We start from the raw sequence: 17,919 nt of genomic DNA on the forward strand, positions 1-17,919 counted from the left end.
CGCCACGACGTCCGACGCGGCACCGCCCTCCTCCGGGAACCGGGGGAGGGCGGTGCCGTGTTCGCTTCTGATTTGTTTTACCGGGCGCTTTATCGAAACGAGATGGTGAACTTTCGGCTTTTGCTTGACCCCCGTCAGAAGCGCCCCTACGTTGTCAGCCATGCGAGCCGATGACGACGCGCAACACCGTGCTGTCCCTGCACCGGAGCAGGACGCACACCACACCCGAGGAGCCGCCACGGCCCTCGCCGACCCCGACAGCCGACCCGCCGCGGTCACCGTGCCACCCGCGCCCGCCGGCGCTCCCGCGACCTACCGCGCCGGCATCGTCGGCGTCGGGTTCATGGGCGGCGTCCACGCCCGCGCGGTGCGGACGTCGGGCGGCACGGTGTCGCTCGTCTCGGCGTCCGACGTCGAGACCGCGCGCGACGCGGCCGGACCGCTCGGTGCGCGCGGCGTCGCCGGCTCGGTCGACGAGCTGCTCGACTCGCCGGACGTCGACGTGGTGCACGTGTGCACGCCGAACCACCTGCACGTGCCCATCGCCCGCGCAGCGCTCGCGGCGGGCAAGCACGTCGTGTGCGAGAAGCCCCTCGCGGTCGACGCCGAGGGAGCGGCCGAGCTCGCCGGGCTCGCGGCACGAGCCCGTGCGGCCGACGGTCGCGTCGCGGTCGTCCCCTTCGCCTACCGGTTCCACCCCATGGTGCGCGAGGCGCGCGAGCGGGTGCGCCGGGGCGACGTCGGCACGGTCACCCTCGTCCACGGCTCCTACCTCCAGGACTGGCTGCTGCGCGCGTCCGACGACAACTGGCGGGTCGACCCCACGCTCGGCGGCGCGAGCCGCGCCTTCGGAGACATCGGCTCGCACCTGTGCGACCTGCTCGAGTTCACGACCGGGCACCGCATCGTGCGGTTGTCCGCCCGGTCGGCGACGGTCAACCCGCGGCGCCACGGCGTCGACGGGGTCGAGCGCGCGGTCACGACCGAGGACGCCGTGACGCTGCAGTACGAGACCGACGGCGGAGCGCTGGGCGCCGCCGTCGTCTCCCAGGTCTCGCCCGGACGCAAGAACCGGCTCCACCTCGAGATCTCGGGCACCGAGTCGACGCTCGCCTTCGACCAGGAGCAGCCCGAGCGGCTCTGGGAGGGGCGTCGCGACGCGTCGCGCCTGCTCGTGCGCGACCCGGAGACGCTCTCCCCGGCCGCCGCGCGGTACTCGCGGGTCCCGGCCGGCCACCCGCAGGGGTACCAGGAGTGCTTCGACGCGCTCGTGGCCGACACGGCGGCGGCGATCCACGGGGCCGCGCCCGACGGCCTGCCGACCTTCGACGACGGCCTGCGGGCGGCGCGCCTCGTCGCCGCCGTCGGCGCGTCGGACCGCACGCGGTCCTGGGTGGAGGTGCCCGCATGACCGCCACCACGACCCACGAGCCGCGGACGCCCGCACCCGGCGGGGGCGACGGCGAGCCGGTGCTGCGCCTGCGCGGCGTCGGCAAGGAGTTCTTCGGGAACTCGGTGCTGCGCGACATCGACCTCGACGTGCGTGCGGGCGACGTGCACGCGCTCGTCGGCGAGAACGGCGCGGGCAAGTCGACGCTCATGAAGATCATCGCCGGCGTCCACCGGCCCGACGGCGGCACGATCGAGCTCGACGGGCAGGTCACGACCTTCTCCTCGCCCCTCGCCGCCCAGCACGCCGGCGTCTCCACGGTGTTCCAGGAGTTCAACCTGCTGCCGGAGCGCTCGGTCGCCGAGAACGTCTACCTCGGGCGCGAGCCGCGCCGCGGCGGCCTCGTCGACCGTCGGCGCATGAACGACGACACGGACCGGCTCCTCGCGGACCTCGGGCTGTCGTCGCTGGCGGCGACCCAGCGCGTGGGCTCCCTGTCGGTCGCGCAGCAGCAGGTCGTCGAGATCGTCAAGGCCGTGTCGTACGACGCCCGGATCATCTCGATGGACGAGCCCACGGCGGCGCTCGCCGACCAGGAGGTCGAGCTGCTCTACGAGCTCGTGCGCCGGCTCTCCGGGCGCGGCGTGGCGATCCTCTACGTCTCCCACCGGCTCAAGGAGATCTTCGACCTCTGCGACACCATCACGGTGCTCAAGGACGGCAACCACGTCCTCACCACCCCCACGGTCGACATCGACCCGGACGGCCTCGTGCGCACGATGGTGGGCCGCGAGTTCGCCGGCTACTTCCCGGACAAGGACGCGGCGGTCGTGCCGGGCGACGTGCGGCTCGCGCTCGAGGGCGTCGGCAACGGCCAGGTCGACGACGTGACGCTCGCGGTGCGCGCGGGCGAGATCGTCGCGCTCGCCGGGCTCCAGGGCTCGGGGCGCACGGAGGTGGCCCACGGCATCTTCGGCATCGACGCGTTCACGCGCGGCCGAGTGCTCGTGGGCGGGCGGCCGGTCGACGTGCGCTCGCCGCGCCAGGCGGTCCGGGCCGGACTCGCTCTCGTCACCGAGGACCGCAAGGCGGAGGGCCTCGCGCTCGGCCAGTCGATCCTCGCCACGCGCGGCTCGTCCTCGACTCCGTCCTGCCGGGGTCCGCCGACCGCCGGGCACGCCGGATCCCGGGCATCCTGTCCTCGCTCGAGCTCGTCGCGAGCTCGCAGGAGGCGGAGGTCCAGTTCCTGTCGGGCGGCAACCAGCAGAAGGTGGTCCTGGCGAAGTGGCTCGTCACCGACCCGCAGGTCATCGTCCTCGACGAGCCGACGCGCGGCATCGACGTCGGGGCCAAGCGCGCCGTGTACGACCTCATGCGCGAGCTGACCGCGAACGGTGTCGCCGTCCTCATGATCTCGTCCGAGCTGCCCGAGGTCGTCGCCATGGCCGACCGGATCCTCGTCATGCGCGACGGGCGACTCGCCGGGGAGCTGCCCCACGGCAGCGACGAGGAGACCGTCATGGCGCTCGCCACCGGGGCGGGCACGACGTCGGGGGAGCATCTCGCGGTGGACCTCGCCGCGGCCGCGCGCACCGACGACCTCCCCGGACACGACGCCCGCGCCGGCGCGCCGGACGGCACCGACCGCACCCAGGAGGACCGATGAGCACCGCGGTCGCGACCGCCCCGCCCGCCGCACGCCCCGCCTCGCGGCGCCGGCGCCGGATCGGCTCGACGGAGATCGTCTACCTCGCCCTCGTGGGCATCGTCGTGGTCGCCGGCGTGCTCGTCGCGCTCGGCGGCGGCAACCTGTTCAGCACGGCGAACACGGCCTACATGCTGACCCAGACGAGCCTGCTCGGGTTCGTCGCCATCGGCCAGACGTTCGTCATCCTGTGCCGGTCGCTCGACCTGTCCGTCGGGTACGTCGTCGCGCTGTGCTCGATCGTGGGCGCGACGACCATGGCCGGGGACCCGGCCCGCGCGTGGATCGGCGTGCTCGCGGCGCTCGGCGTGGCGGCGCTCGTCGGGCTCGTCAACGGCCTGGCGATCACGAAGCTGCGGGTCAACCCGTTCATCGCCACGCTCGGCGTCGGCCTCATCGTCAAGGGCTACCTCGACACGCAGTTCAAGGGACCCGCGGGCGACGTCCCGGCGTCGTTCCAGATGTTCGGCTACACGCGCATCGGGCCCGTGCCGGTCTCGACGGTCGTCATGCTCCTCGTGGCCGCGGCCGGCGTGGTGCTCCTCGCCCGCACCCGCTCCGGGTACCACATGTTCGCGGTCGGGGGGAACGCCGACGTCGCGCGCCTCTCGGGCATCCGGACCGACCGGACCGTGCTCCTCGCGCACGTGCTGTGCTCGATGTGCGCGGGCGTGGCCGGCCTGCTCATCGCGGCGCGCTTCGGGACGGGCAACGCGCTCGTGTACTCCTACGGCCTCGACCTCGACTCGATCGCCGCGGTGGTGCTCGGCGGCACCCTGCTCCTGGGCGGCCGCGGGTCGGTCGTCGGCACGGTCGGCGGCGTGCTCATCCTCGCGGTGCTCGACACGGTGTTCAACGTCCTCGACGTCGACCCGTTCTTCAAGGACGTGCTGCGCGGCGTGGTCATCATCGCCGCCGTCGCCCTGTACGCCCGCCGGCAGATCGACCCGGCGAGCAGCCGGACGCGGTTCGGCGCCGGTGGACGAGGAGCGGCGCCACCCGGGCCCGGGACCTCCCGGACCGACGCCCCGACGACCACCGCAGGAGGTGCGTCCGCATGACCACCGACGCCCCGCGCCGCACCATCCCCGCGCGCGCACCCCGTGCCGGCCTCCTCGAGCGGCTCACGGCCGGCGGGAGCTGGACGGTCTTCGCGCTGCTCGTGCTCGTGTTCGCCGTCATCCTCGTGATCAACCCGTCGTTCGGCGAGCCGATGTCGCTCATGGCGTTCGTCAAGAAGGCCGCGCCGCTCGTCATCCTCGCGATCGGCCAGTACTTCGTCATCGTGTCCGGCGAGTTCGACCTGTCGGTCGGGTCCCTCGTCGGTGCCCAGGTCGTCATCGCCGCCAAGCTCATGGACGGCCAGGACTCCATGACCTGGCCGGTCATGGCGCTCATGCTGCTCTTCGGTCTCGCCGTGGGCCTCGTCAACGGCCTCGTCACGACGCTCCTGCGCGTGCCGTCGTTCATCACGACGCTCGGCATGATGCTCGTGCTGTACGGCGCGATCCGTCTCTGGACCGGCGGCGCGCCGACGGGTGCGCTCACCGAGGGGTTCCGGCAGTGGGGGCGCGGGGGTCTGCCCGACACCCCGGGCCAGTTCCAGGTCCCGTGGGCGCTCATGATCGTCGTGGTGCTCGGTGTGGCGGCCGCCGTGCTCATGCGCCGACCGTTCGGCCGGACCCTCGTCGCGACGGGGGACAACGACGTCGCGGCGTCCTACTCGGGGTCGGCCGTCTGGTGGGTGCGCACCCGTGCGTTCCTCCTCTCCGGCTTCATGGCGACGGTCGCCGCCGTGCTCATCGGCGGCTACGCCGGCGTCACGGCGCAGGTCGGCCAGGGCCTGGAGTTCATGGCGATCACGGCGGTCGTGCTGGGCGGGGTCGTGCTCGGCGGGGGGCGGGGGACCGTCGTCGCGGCGATGGCCGGAGCGCTCACCCTCGAGGCGCTCTTCACGCTGTTCAACCAGCTCAGCCTGCCGTCGACCATCCGCCCCGCCGTCCAGGGGGTCATCATCATCGCCGCCGTCGCCTACGCCGCACTGCCGCGGCGGTCGCGCCGGCGTCCGTCCACGGGGGCACCGCCCGCCGCGGGACGCCCCGCCGAGCCGAAGGAGCCCGCCCCCGCGACCGTCTGACGCCAGACCCGAGATCCCTCGACAGCACCACGACCTTCCCCCGCACCCGCGGGACGACGACGTCTCACCAAGGAGAGAAGGACATGCGACGTACACGAGCACTCCTCGCCGGCGCGGCAGTGGCCTCACTGCTCGCCACGGCGGCCTGCACGACGGACACCCCCACCGACGCCCCCGAGGGCGGCGGCGAGACCTCCGCCGAGGAGACCCAGGACGGCGAGGAGACCGGCGGCGCCGACTCCGAGTGGTTCGTCCAGGCCGACTACGACCGCCAGCTCGCGCAGCGCGACGTCGAGCCCGAGGGGCCGGCCGACCAGCCCTGGCTGCAGGCCATCGAGCCCGAGTACGTCGACACTGCGGAGTTCGCGAGCGAGGGCGGCGGCAAGACGCTGTGCTTCTCCAACGCGTCGGTCTCCAACCCGTGGCGCGTGACCGGCTTCATCACCATGGAGCAGCAGGTCCAGGTCCTCCAGGACGAGGGCGTCATCGGCGAGTTCCGCGTCTCCGACGCGGCGGACGACGACAACAAGCAGATCTCCGACATCCAGGCGTTCGTCGCCGCCGGGGACTGCGACGCGATCATCGTGTCGCCGTCGACGACCGCGACCCTGACCCCGGCGGTCGAGGCCGCGTGCGAGTCGGGCAAGCCCGTCATCGTGTTCGACCGCGGCGTCAACACCGACTGCATGGTGACCTTCATCCACCCGATCGGCGGCTACGCCTACGGGGCGGACGGCGCCGAGTACCTCGTCGACAACCTGGACGAGGGCTCGACGGTCCTCGCGCTGCGCATCCTCCCGGGCGTCGACGTCCTGGAGAACCGGTGGGCCGCGGCCGACAAGATCTTCTCCGAGTCGGGCCTCGAGGTCGTCGGGCAGGAGTTCACGGGCGGCGACGCCGCGCAGATCAAGGACATCGTCACGCAGTACCTGCAGCGCGGCGACGTCGACGGGATCTGGATGGACGCGGGCGACGGCGCCGTCGCGGCCGTCGAGGCCTTCGAGGACGCCGGCAAGCCGTACCCGGTGTTCATGGGCGAGGACGAGATGAGCTTCCTGCGCAAGTGGCAGGAGACGGACATGAACGCCATCGCGGCGGTGTACTCCAACTTCCAGTGGCGCACGCCGATCCTCGCGGCGCAGATGATCTGGGCCGGCGAGCAGGTGCCCGAGGAGTGGGTCCTGCCGCAGGAGCCCATCGAGGCGGACGAGCTCGACGCCTACCTGGAGGCGAACGCCGAGATGCCGTCGCTGCACTACGCGAAGTTCGGCGGCGAGGACCTGCCCGGCTACCCGCAGGCCTGGACCGACCGCTGACGTTCGTCGGACCGCTCCCCGTCCCTGCGTGGGACCGGGGAGCGGTCCGGCCGGACCGCCGTCCCGTGGCCCGCCCGACGAGAGAGAGCGACGTGGCTCTACCCGACCGCCCCCGCCTGCGTCCGCGCGCCGTCGGCGTCAACACCTGGGTGTGGGCGTCCCCGCTGACCGACACCGCGCTGCGCGAGATCGCACCGCGTGTCGCCGCGTGGGGCTTCGACGTGATCGAGCTCCCGGTGGAGCACCCCGACGACTGGGACCCGGACCTCGCGGCGCGCGTGCTCGCGGAGCACGGCCTGACGGCGAGCGTGTCGCTCGTCATGGGCGACGGGCGCGAGCTCGTCGCCGCCGACGCGGCGACGGTGCGGTCCACGCAGGACTACCTGCGCCGCGTCGTCGACGCCGCGGCGACGGTGGGCGCACCCGTGATCGGCGGGCCGGCGTACGCGTCGGTCGGCCGCACGTGGCGTCTGCGTCCCGACGAGCGCGAGGCGGCCTACGACGAGCTCGCGGAGCACCTCGGCCCCGTCGTGGAGCACGCGGTCGCCGCCGGCGTCGTCGTGGGCCTCGAACCGCTCAACCGGTACGAGACGAGCCTCGTCAACACGGTGGACCAGGGGCTGGAGGTCGTCGGGCGCCTTCCCGCGGAGGGCATCGGCCTCATGCTCGACGTCTACCACATGAACATCGAGGAGGCGGACCTGCCGGCCGCGATCGCGCGCGCGGGCGAGCGCATCGCGCACGTCCAGGTGTGCGGCAACGACCGCGGCGCACCGGGCGCCGACCACCTCGACTGGCCCGCGATCCTCGCGGCCCTCGACGGCGCGGGCTACGACGGCCCGCTCGTCATCGAGTCGTTCACGGCCGAGAACGCGACGATCGCGACGGCCGCCTCGATCTGGCGGCCGCTGGCGCCGACCCAGGACGCCCTCGCCGTCGACGGCCTCGCCTACCTGAAGGGACTGATGCCCACGCCGGAGCCCTGACAGCCGTAGTCGTAGCACGACCGCCGGCGCCGGCACGCCGCGGGATGACGACCACCCTGCCCGGACGACGACGTCCGGGCCCGCACGTCATGCCCCTGGAGGCACCATGATGACCTCGCGACGTCCCCGCAGGGGGAGGTCCGTCGCGGCCCTGACCATCGGCGCGCTGGCGTTCACGCTCGCACCCGCCGCGATGGCCACGGCCGACGTCGTACCGAGCGAACCCGACGACGAGCACAAGGTGCTCATCTTCACCAAGACGACCCAGTTCCGGCACACCGAGGCGATCACGCAGGGCACCCCGGTGCTCGAGGCGGCGTTCGCCGAGGCGGGCATCGAGTCCGACCACACGGAGGACTCGACCGTCTTCACCGACGAGAACCTCGCGCAGTACGACGCGCTCGTCATGTTCCAGACCTCGGGCGACCCGTGGGACGCGGACCAGAAGGCGGCGCTCGAGCGCTACCAGCAGGCGGGCGGTGGCATCGTCGCCATCCACAACGCCACCGACATGCGCGGCAGCTACGACTGGTGGGACGAGATGATCGGCGCGCTGATGCCCGGTCATGCCGCCACCGGCTCCAGCCCGGGCCTGCCGGGCACGGTGCGGGTCGAGGACCGCACGCACCCGTCCACCGAGCACCTGCCGCAGCGCTGGGACCGTGCGGACGAGTGGTACAACTTCTCGGCGAACGTGCGCGGTGAGGCGCACGTGCTCGCGACGATGGACGAGTCCACGTACGACCCGGGCGGCAACGCCATGGGCTACGACCACCCGATCTCGTGGTGCAAGCCCTACGACGGCGGCCGAGCCTGGATGACGGGCATGGGCCACTTCGGCGCGCACTACACGCAGGAGCCGGAGTTCGTCCAGCACATCGTCGGTGGCGTGGAGTGGGCCGCGGGCATGGTCGAGGGCGACTGCGGCGGCACCGACTGGGGCCAGTTCGAGAAGATCGCGCTCGACACGAACACGAGCGCGCCGTTCGGCATGGACGTCGCGCCCGACGGCCGCGTGTTCTACACCGAGCTCGTGCGCGGGCAGATCCGCGTCTACGACCCGCAGACGCAGAACACGACGACGGCGCTGACGATCCCCGTGTACTCCGGCGGCGAGGACGGCCTGCTCGGGCTCGCGCTCGACAAGGACTTCGCCACCAACGGGTACCTGTACCAGTACTACTCGCCGGCGAGCGACGACGACACGGACCCGGCGAACTTCGTCAGCCGCGTCTCCCGGTTCACCGTGACGTCCGACGGCCCCGGCTCGACGGCGATCGACCCGGCGTCCGAGGTCGTGGTCATCGAGATCCCGGCCGGGCGCCTGCCCGACGAGCCGGGGCACACCGGCGGCGGTCTCATCGTCGACCCCGCGAGCGGTGACCTCTACATCGGCGTGGGCGACGACGTGAACCCGCACTCCGAGCCCTCGGGCGGCTACGCGCCGCTGTCGGAGCGTCCCGGACGCCTGCACGACGCGCGCGCGACGTCGGCCAACACGAACGACCTGCGCGGCAAGGTCCTGCGGATCCACCCCGAGGCGGACGGCACGTACTCGATCCCCGAGGGCAACCTGTTCGACGAGTCGGCGGACACGGCGGACAAGACCCTGCCCGAGATCTACGCGATGGGCTTCCGCAACCCGTTCCGCTTCACGGTCGACCCCTCGACGGGCAACCTCGGCGTCGCCGACTACTCGCCCGACAACGGGTCGGACAACCTGGCGAACCGCGGCCCGGCGGGCATCGCGGAGTGGAACTACGTCACGGAGGCGGGCAACTTCGGGTGGCCGCTGTGCATGGGGAACAACGAGCCGTTCCGTGACGTGGACTACCGGACGAGCCCGGTGACCGTCGGCGACTTCTTCGACTGCGACGCCCCGGTCAACGACTCGATCCTCAACACCGGCCTGACGGAGCTGCCTCCCGCGCAGCCCGCCGACCTCTGGTACGGCTACCAGCGCTCGTCGGTCCCGGGCGCCATCACGCCGGTGGCGGCCTGGCCCCCATGGGCGGCCCGTTCTACCAGTTCGACCCCGAGCTCGAGTCGGACACGAAGTTCCCCGCGTACTACGACGGCAAGCCCTTCTTCTACGAGTGGGCGCGCAACAAGATGTACTCGATCGACCTCGTCGAGGGCGGTGCCGGGACCGGCGCCACGGACGTCGAGAAGGTCAACCCGTTCCTCCCGGAGGAGGAGTTCCTCGCGCCGATCGACTCGAAGTTCGGGCCGGACGGCTCCATGTACGTGCTCGACTGGGGCGGCGGCTTCGGCCGTGACAACCCGAGCTCGGGCCTGCACCGCATCGACTACGTCTCCGGCTCGCGGTCCCCGGCCGCGGTGCCGACGGCGACCCCCGACTCCGGCATCGCGCCGCTCGAGATCGCCTTCGACGGGTCGGGCAGCACCGACCCCGAGAACGAGACGCTCACGTACGCGTGGGACTTCGACGGCGACGGCGAGACGGACTCGACCGACGTCGCCCCGACGCACACGTACACCCAGAACGGCGTCTACGACGCCCGCCTCACCGTGACCGACCCCGCGGGGAAGACCGGGACCGCCACGGTGCCGATCACCGTGGGCAACACCCGGCCCGAGGTCGACTTCGGCCTGCCGCCGACCGGGTCGTTCTTCAACTTCGGCGACGCGATCACGTGGGACGTGTCGGTCACCGACGCGGAGGACTCGCCGGACGGCGACACGATCGACGACGAGCAGGTCATCATCCAGCCGGCGCTCGGTCACGACGCGCACGCGCACCCGGCGGAGCCGCTGCACGGACGCACGGGCACGATCCAGACCAGCCTGGGCGGCGGTCACAGCGAGGACATGAACGTCTTCTACGTGATCGACGCGCGCTACACCGACGACGGCGGCGAGGGCGGCGTGCCCGCGCTCACCGGCTCGGACACGACGCTCATCTTCCCGAAGAAGCGCGAGGCCGAGTTCACCGCGGCGAGCGAGGGCACGACGACGATCCCGAGCCGTGACGTCGAGGGTGGCGGTTCCGTCATCACCGGCGCCGACGGCGCGTGGGCGTCGTACGACCCGGTGAGCCTGTACGGCGTCGAGGCGCTGAACCTGCGCGTCGCCGCGGCGGACGCGGGCACCGTCGAGCTGCGTCGCGGCGCGGCCGACGGCGAGCTCCTCGGCACCGCCGAGGTGCCGCAGACGGGGCTCGGGACGTTCACCGACGTCCGCGTCGAGGTCACCGACCCGATGGAGCCGTTCACGCTCTACGTGGTCTTCCCCGGCGCGGGCGAGCGCCGCCTCAACTTCATCGAGGCGGACGGCAAGGCCGTTTCCGACACGACGCGCCCGAAGGTCCGGATCACCGCGCCCGAGGCGGGTGTCCAGCTCGAGCAGGGCGAGATCACGGTGGCGGCCGAGGCCGAGGACACCGAGAACACGGTGACCGAGGTCGAGTTCTTCGTGGACGGCACCTCGATCGGCACGGACACCGAGGCGCCGTACGAGGCGACGTGGGAGGTGACGGCGGACAACACCTACGAGCTGACCGCGGTCGCCACCAACGACAAGGGCCTGTACACGCGCTCGCGCATCGTGGTCGCGCAGGTCGGCGACCTGTTCGCCGGGATGTCGACCTTCACCAACGCGAACGGGACGTTCGAGCAGCTCGCCGAGGGCAGGTACCTCATCACGTCGGGCGGCGCGAACATGTGGCAGGGCACCAACGAGTACTCGACCATCTACCGCGAGCAGGACGCCGACGCGAACTGGTCGGCGACGGTGCGGATCAACAGCCAGGGCAACTCGAACGGGTCCGCCAAGGCGGGGATCATCGTCCGCAACGACGTCGCGCAGACGAGCGGTTCGCTCGGCTACGCCGCGCTGGGCATGCGTCCGAGCGGGGGCTTCGAGTGGCTGCGCGGCAACGCGAGCGGTCAGCTCGCGACGTCGAGCAGCGCGAGCACGACGAGCTATCCCGCGTGGGTGCGCATCGTGCGCGACGGCGACCTGTACACGGCGTTCTGGAGCAAGGACGGCGCGACGTTCACCCAGATCGGGGAGCCGCAGACCCTCCCGGGGGCGGCGGCGGTCCAGGACGTCGGCATGTTCGTCACCGCGCACTCCACGACGGCGACGAGCGCGGTCGAGTTCCAGGACTTCGTGTTCGACGACGACCCGGTCGCGCCCGAGGAGCCCGGCGACGACGTGCCGCCGCAGTGCCTCGCGCACGCGTCGGACGAGTTCGACGGCGACGACTCGACGCCCGGTGGACCACGGTCCGCCAGGCCGAGGGCGCGGCGATCTCGGTCGCGGACGGCCACGCGGTCCTGCCGGTGGTCCAGGGCGACATCAACGAGGCCGCGGCCGGTCCGATCAGCTACCTGGGACAGCCGGCCCCGGCCGGCGCCTGGACGCTCGAGACGAAGCTCGACGTGCCGCTCACGCGGCACTGGCAGCACGCCGGTCTCCTCGTCCACGTGGACGACGACGAGTACACCAAGCTCGCGTCACGAAGAACCAGAACGGTGCCCGCTTCCTCGAGTTCCAGACCGAGACCGGCGGGACCCGGACGTGGCACGGGCAGGAGGACGTCGCCGAGGACTTCCCGACGACGATCCACCTGCGCCTCGTCTCGGACGGCGAGCAGATCACGGCGGCCTACTCGGCCGACGGCGAGACGTGGACCGACCTCGACGGGGCCGCCCCGGTGAAGGACGGTGCGACGTTCGGCGTCATGGCCGGCGGCGACACCGCGACCGGGGACACCGTCGCGGAGGTCGACTGGGTCCGCGTCTCGGGCGCGGAGCCGGACGACGGCGTGCGCGAGCCGGGCGACGAGTTCGAGGGCGACGCCCTCGACGGCTGCCGCTGGGACGCCGTCACGCGGTACGACGAGTCCGAGGTCGCCGTCGCCGACGGCGAGCTGCGCATGACGACGCAGCCGGGCGACATCAACGGCACGGACAACGGCGACCCGCGCAACCTCGTCCTCCAGAAGGCACCGGAGGGCGACTGGGTGGCCGAGACGCGCATGAAGGCGCCGCTCGCCCACCGCTGGCAGCTCGCCGGGCTGCTCGCGTACGGCGACGACGACAACTACGTCAAGCTCGACGTCGTCGCCCGGAACGAGCCGGGCGCGCGCTGGACCTCGGCGCGGAGCTCGTCTCCGAGAAGGACGCCCAGTTCGGCAACGGTGGCAACCGTGCGCTGGACATCGCGGACTCCACGGAGTCCGGGTACTGGTACCTGCGCCTGGCGAAGGTCGGGGACACGTACCAGGGCTGGGTCAGCGACGGCGGCGTGAGCTGGCAGTCGCTGGGCGAGCCGGTGACCAACGACGTGCCTCTCACGTCGGTCGGCCTCATGGCGATCGGCCCGGAGCAGGAGACGCCGGTCACCGTGGCGTTCGACTGGTTCCGGCTGACGTCGGGCGACGAGGAGCCCGAGGTCGCGGTCGACGCCGAGGTCTCCGTGCGCTGCCTCGCCGGCAAGGCGTACGTCGCCGTCCGGGCGACGAACGCCGACGAGGAGGCCGCGGCGATCACCCTCGCCACGGCGTACGGCTCGAAGGAGGTCGCCGACGTCGCGGTCGGGGCGAACGCGTACCACGCGTTCGCCGTGCGGGCCGCGGAGGTCGCGGCCGGCGCCGCGACGGTCACGGCCACGATCGGTGACCGGACGGCCACCGTGGAGGCGCCGTACGACGCCGTGAGCTGCGGCTGACGGCAGGCCGGCGGCGGGCACCCGGCGTGCCCGCCGCGGCCGCGCCCGTCCGCGTCACGCGGACGGGCGCGGACCCACCGGACCACAGGACGAGGAGCACCAGATGGCACGGCGGACCGGCGCACGACAGGCGCCCCGGGACGGTCGAGGACCGGCACCGGCACGGCGGCGCGCCCCGTGGGCCGGGCGACGCCTGCGGCGTCCGCCCGCTCCCGTCCTGACGACCGGGGCGGTGCCGGCCGTCCCGAGCCTCGGCCGCCGGCGCACGTCCGCGTGCGCCGGTGGCTGCAGGCGCTCGACGCGCGCGGCCGGGTGCTCCTCGGGGCCGCGGCGCTCGCGGTCGTCGTCCTCGTCGCCGTGCTGGTGGTCACGCTCACGCGCGGCGCCGGGCAGGGCCCCGCGGACGACGCGCTCGCGGTGGACCCGGCTCGCGTCGCCGAGCTGGAGGCCGCCGAGGAGGCGCGGGACGCCGAGAACCTCACCGCCTCGATCGAGCACGCCCAGGCCCTCCAGGCCGAGCTCGTCCCCGTGCTGCACGACCTCCACGGCGTCCTGCCGGTCGACGGCACGACCGCGACGCCGCCCACGGCGGAGGAGGTCGCCGCGTGGCGCACCGTCGTCGACGGGCTCGTGGCGGAGACGGAGTCGCTCGCGACCGGGTCGTCCGAGCACAACATCGTCCGCAACGGGATGCTGACGTCGCTGGAGCTGCTGGGCGACACGGTCGACGCCGTCGACCTCGCCCGGGCCGCGGACGCGAGCACCGCGCCGGACCTCTACGCCCTCGCGGGCGGGCTGCGCACGCGCGCCGTCGACACGTGGGGGCTCGCCGCGATCCAGCTCGACCTGCGCTCGACCTCCGGCGGACAGGGGCACGTGCACGTCTTCCTGCCGGTCCGCCCCGGCGACTCCCTCGAGGGAGGCCTTGACGGGCACGGCAGCGGCGAGCAGGAGCCGGCCCACGAGGACGGCGACGGTCACGACCACTGACCGCACGCGTCACGCCCGGTGCGCCGTCGTGCCTCAGGCGCTGTGCACCATGACGACGTCGCTGTGGCGCTCGCCCCCGACGACGTACGTCCGCTCGCCCACGAGGACGAACCCGTGCTTGCGGTAGAAGGCCTGCGCCCGCGCGTTGAGCCCGTTCGTGCCGAGCCAGAGCGTGCGGCCCGGTGCGAGCACGGTGGCGGCGTCGAGCGCCGCGCCCAGGAGCGCACCGGCGACACCGGTGCCCTGCGCGTCCGGGTGGACGTAGATCTTCGACAGCTCCACGACCTCGTCGCGCCCGACGGCGTCGGCGACGTCCGCGTCGTCCGGGACGCCCACCACGAGCAGCGCGTACCCGAGCGGGCGCGCGGGCGGACCGGGCTCCTCGACCACCAGCAGCGCGTGCGCGGCGCTCGCGGCCCAGGCGCGGAACCGGTCGGGCGAGAGCTGCGTGGCGACGTGCGCGGCGATCGCGTCGGCCGACGCGCCCGGCGGGCACGCGAGCGGGAACGTCAGGGCGGCGAGCCCGGCGAGCGCCTCGGCGTCGTCGGACGTCGCCGCGCGCACGCGCGTCGTGGACAGGTCGAGGTGGGTCACGCCCGCGAATCTACGCCTGCGCGCCATGATGGGGGAGTGACCCGTATCGATCTCAACGCGGACCTCGGCGAGGGCTTCGGCCGCTGGACGCTCGCCGACGACCAGGCGCTGCTCGGCCTGGTCTCCAGCGCGAACGTGGCCTGCGGGTTCCACGCGGGCGACGCCAGCACGATGCGTGCGGTGGTGCGCGACGCGGTCGCGGGCGGGGTGAGCGTCGGCGCTCACGTGAGCTACCGCGACCTGGCGGGCTTCGGCCGGCGCTTCCTCGAGGTCCCCCCGGCCGAGCTCGCGGACGAGGTGGTCTACCAGGTCGCCGCGCTCGACGGTTTCGCACGGCTCGCGGGTGACCGCGTGCGCTACGTCAAGCCGCACGGCGCCCTCTACAACGCGGTGGTCCACCACGAGGAGCAGGCGCGCGCCGTCGTCGACGCGGTGCGCGACTACGACCCCGGGCTCGCGCTCGTCGGGCTGCCGGGCTCGGTCGTGCTGCGGCTCGCGGAGGAGGCCGGTCTGCCCACGGTGCACGAGGCGTTCGCCGACCGCGGCTACCTCCCGACCGGGGCGCTCGTGCCGCGCGGGCACCCGGGCGCCGTCCTGCACGACGCGGAGGAGGTCGCCGCGCGCGTCGTCGAGCTGGTGACGGGCGGGACGGTCCTCGCCGTGGACGGGACGCGCGTGCGGGTCGACGCCGCGTCCGTGTGCGTCCACTCCGACACACCCGGGGCGGTGGGGCTGCTCGTCGCGGTCCGGCGCGCGCTCGAGGAGCTGGGGGTCGGCGTGCAGCCGTTCGCGGGCACGGGCCGCTCCGCATGAGGCGAGGGCTGGCCGACGGCGCGTCCGCGGTCCGCCCGTACGGCGAGACGGCGTTCCTCGTCGACCTGCCGGGGCTCGACGCCGTGCGGACGCTCCACCGGGAGCTCGTCGCCGACGCCCCGGACGACGTCCTCGACGTCGTGCCGGCGGCCCGGACGGTGCTCGTGACGTACGCGCGGTCGCACGGGGCCGCGGCCGTCCGGGCCTGGCTCGACGCGGCGCTCGACCGGGCCCGGAGGACGACGGGCCCGGCGGACGACGCTCCGGCCCGGCGCGGTGCGCCCGTCGAGATCCCCGTCGTCTACGACGGCGCGGACCTCGCCGACGTCGCGGCGTGGGCGGGCGTCAGCGTGGACGAGGTCGTCGCGCGGCACACCGGGCGCACGTACGAGGCGGCGTTCGGGGGCTTCGCGCCCGGGTTCGCGTACCTCACCGGCGTCGACCCGGTCATCGCGGCGCCGCGGCTGGCCACGCCGCGCACCCGGGTGCCTGCGGGCGCGGTCGCCCTCGCCGCCGACCTCACGGCGGTCTACCCCTCGGCCTCGCCCGGGGGATGGCGGCTCCTGGGCAGTACGGACCGCCAGATGTTCGACGTCGACCGGGACCCTCCCGCGCTCGTCGCCCCCGGTGACCTCGTGCGCTTCCGCACGGTCCGCGGCACCGCACGAGGGGGTGCGGCACCAGCCGTCGACGGCCGGTCCGCGGCGCGCGGGGTGGGCGAGGCGCGGACGCATGGGGTGGGCGAGACGCAGGGACGCGACGGACGCGCGCTCACGGTGCTCTCGCCGGGACCGCTGACGCTGGTCGAGGACGAGGGGCGCCCCGGGTGGGCGGCGATCGGTGTCGGACGGTCGGGTGCGGCGGACCGGGGCTCCGCCGCGCTCGCCAACCGTGTCGTGGGCAACTCCCCGGACGCCGCTCTGCTCGAGGTGACGTTCGGCGGGCTGGTGCTGCGCGCCGACGCCCGGCGGTCGTCGCGCTCGCGGGAGCCGTCGTGCCCGCGACGGTCGACGGCGTGCCCGTCGGGCAGGGCGCTGCGCTGCGGCTCGCGGGAGGTTCCGTGCTCCGGCTCGGAGCGCCCGAGCACGGTCTGCGCACCTACGTCGCGGTGCGCGGGGGCGTGCTCGTCGAGCCGGTGCTCGGCTCGCGCGCGCACGACGTCCTGTCCGCGCTGGGGCCTCGCCCGCTGCGCGCCGGCGACGTGCTCGGCGCGGGACCTCCGCCGCCCCCGTGGCCCCTCGACGACCCGACTCCGGTGCGGTTCCCGGCGGGAGCTCGACGACCGGGGGAGCGGGACGCGACGGTGCTGCGTGCGCTCCCGGGCCCGCGCCCGGACTGGTTCACCCCGCAGTCCTGGCGCGCACTCGCGGTCCCGCGGTCGGTCAGCCCGGAGAGCAACCGCGTCGCGCTGCGGCTGGACGGCCCGACCGTGCCGCGGGCGACGGGCGAGCTGCCCTCCGAGGGGCTCGTGCGCGGGGCGATCCAGGTGCCGCCCGACGGGCGACCGGTCCTGTTCCTCGCCGACCATCCGGTCACCGGCGGGTACCCGGTCGTCGCCGTCGTGCCGGAGGACGACGTCGACAGGGCGGCGCAGCTGAGGCCCGGGGACGCGGTACGGCTCCGGCCGGAGGGCGTCCCGGCCGGGGCCGGGGGACCGACGGGCGGTGAGCCGGGTCACCACCGACCGGCTTGACCCTCGTCCGCGAGGGCGCGTAATGTTCTCGAGGTCGGCCCGACAGGGAGGAACAGACACCGCGACGGTGGCTGGTCCCGAGGCCGGAATCCTTCTCCACCGAGAGGCCTTGAGCCTCTCGCTCGGAGACCTCACAGCACGACCACCACGCGAGCAACCGGGGTTGAGAAGCCGTGAGGGATCGGGTAGGGTTGAGAAGTTGCCCCAAGCGAGGTTGGGCCGGTTGGTCCAGCTGAGTTGGTGTGTGTCGGTTGTTTGAGAACTCAACAGTGTGCTTGTTAGTCAATGCCAAATTTTTTGTCCTCGTGGGCATGGCTGGCTGGTTGCTCCCGTCCGGGGGTGGTGGTTGGTCGTGTCTGGGGATTCCTTTGGTTGATTTCGGAGAATGATCGTCGGATTGTTTTTCGTGTAGCCAGTTTTGTGAACCTGTTGGGTTCGCTTCGTATGGATTGTCTGCTGCCGGCTTCGTGCTGGTGGTGGGCGTTGTTCTTTTACGGAGAGTTTGATCCTGGCTCAGGACGAACGCTGGCGGCGTGCTTAACACATGCAAGTCGAACGATGAAGCCCAGCTTGCTGGGTGGATTAGTGGCGAACGGGT

General features: G+C 73.2%; 10 protein-coding genes, 1 rRNA gene and 4 pseudogenes. 14 read left to right on the forward strand and 1 reads right to left on the reverse strand.

What is annotated here, in order from left to right; genetic code table 11:
• Positions 1–280 precede the first annotated feature (280 nt).
• The 11 genes and pseudogenes from BJF88_RS17805 to BJF88_RS17845 all read left to right on the forward strand — a co-directional run bounded on the left by BJF88_RS17805 (position 281) and on the right by BJF88_RS17845 (position 14,221).
• Positions 281–1,411 carry a Gfo/Idh/MocA family protein gene (locus BJF88_RS17805; protein WP_075829761.1) on the forward strand — a complete coding sequence of 377 codons (1,131 nt, stop codon included), beginning with the start codon at positions 281–283 and terminating at the stop codon, positions 1,409–1,411.
• Positions 1,408–2,415 (forward strand): annotated as a pseudogene (locus BJF88_RS24000) (sugar ABC transporter ATP-binding protein); the annotation flags it as partial. The gene BJF88_RS17805 and the pseudogene BJF88_RS24000, both read left to right, overlap by 4 nt.
• Before the next feature lie 347 nt (positions 2,416–2,762).
• Positions 2,763–3,056, forward strand: a complete 294-nt coding sequence (locus BJF88_RS24005) for a hypothetical protein (RefSeq protein WP_369824677.1) — start codon at positions 2,763–2,765, stop codon at positions 3,054–3,056.
• Complete coding sequence (locus BJF88_RS17815; RefSeq protein ID WP_075829762.1) at positions 3,053–4,156, forward strand: ABC transporter permease; 1,104 nt, start codon at positions 3,053–3,055, stop codon at positions 4,154–4,156. The genes BJF88_RS24005 and BJF88_RS17815 overlap by 4 nt, the downstream gene beginning before the upstream one ends.
• Positions 4,153–5,232 (forward strand): ABC transporter permease, encoded by a 1,080-nt coding sequence (locus tag BJF88_RS17820; protein ID WP_083649267.1) that lies wholly within the window; start codon positions 4,153–4,155, stop codon positions 5,230–5,232. The genes BJF88_RS17815 and BJF88_RS17820 overlap by 4 nt, the downstream gene beginning before the upstream one ends.
• Before the next feature lie 83 nt (positions 5,233–5,315).
• A complete protein-coding gene (locus tag BJF88_RS17825) occupies positions 5,316–6,548 on the forward strand; it encodes a substrate-binding domain-containing protein (protein ID WP_075829763.1) in 1,233 nt (410 codons plus the stop codon).
• A gap of 92 nt (positions 6,549–6,640) precedes the next feature.
• Positions 6,641–7,534 carry a sugar phosphate isomerase/epimerase gene (locus tag BJF88_RS17830; protein ID WP_255372156.1) on the forward strand — a complete coding sequence of 298 codons (894 nt, stop codon included), beginning with the start codon at positions 6,641–6,643 and terminating at the stop codon, positions 7,532–7,534.
• A 193-nt stretch (positions 7,535–7,727) separates the two neighbouring features.
• Positions 7,728–9,323, forward strand: a pseudogene (locus tag BJF88_RS17835) (ThuA domain-containing protein); the annotation flags it as partial.
• A 452-nt stretch (positions 9,324–9,775) separates the two neighbouring features.
• Positions 9,776–11,047: pseudogene (locus BJF88_RS24010) on the forward strand (Ig-like domain-containing protein); the annotation flags it as partial.
• Positions 11,048–12,242: 1,195 nt separating this feature from the next.
• Entirely contained in the window at positions 12,243–12,812 is a 570-nt protein-coding gene (locus tag BJF88_RS24015) for a hypothetical protein (RefSeq protein WP_187346255.1), read from the forward strand.
• A gap of 692 nt (positions 12,813–13,504) precedes the next feature.
• Positions 13,505–14,221, forward strand: coding sequence for a hypothetical protein (locus BJF88_RS17845; RefSeq protein WP_075829766.1), 717 nt, complete (start codon positions 13,505–13,507; stop codon positions 14,219–14,221).
• Positions 14,222–14,254: 33 nt separating this feature from the next.
• Here the strand turns inward: BJF88_RS17845 and BJF88_RS17850 are convergent, their stop codons facing one another.
• Complete coding sequence (locus tag BJF88_RS17850; RefSeq protein WP_255372157.1) at positions 14,255–14,815, reverse strand: GNAT family N-acetyltransferase; 561 nt, start codon at positions 14,813–14,815, stop codon at positions 14,255–14,257.
• Between the two features lie 36 nt (positions 14,816–14,851).
• On the opposite strand from BJF88_RS17850, the gene BJF88_RS17855 reads away from it, so the two are divergent.
• The 3 genes and pseudogenes from BJF88_RS17855 to BJF88_RS17865 form a co-directional block, all read left to right on the forward strand.
• Positions 14,852–15,628, forward strand: a complete 777-nt coding sequence (locus BJF88_RS17855; RefSeq protein ID WP_075829768.1) for a LamB/YcsF family protein — start codon at positions 14,852–14,854, stop codon at positions 15,626–15,628.
• Positions 15,625–17,321, forward strand: a pseudogene (locus BJF88_RS24020) (5-oxoprolinase/urea amidolyase family protein). The gene BJF88_RS17855 and the pseudogene BJF88_RS24020 overlap by 4 nt, the downstream one beginning before the upstream one ends.
• A 490-nt stretch (positions 17,322–17,811) precedes the next feature.
• A 16S ribosomal RNA gene (locus BJF88_RS17865) occupies positions 17,812–17,919 on the forward strand; the annotation flags it as partial.

Origin of the sequence: Cellulosimicrobium sp. CUA-896, from assembly GCF_001942335.1 — a bacterium.
Taxonomy (GTDB): domain Bacteria; phylum Actinomycetota; class Actinomycetes; order Actinomycetales; family Cellulomonadaceae; genus Cellulosimicrobium.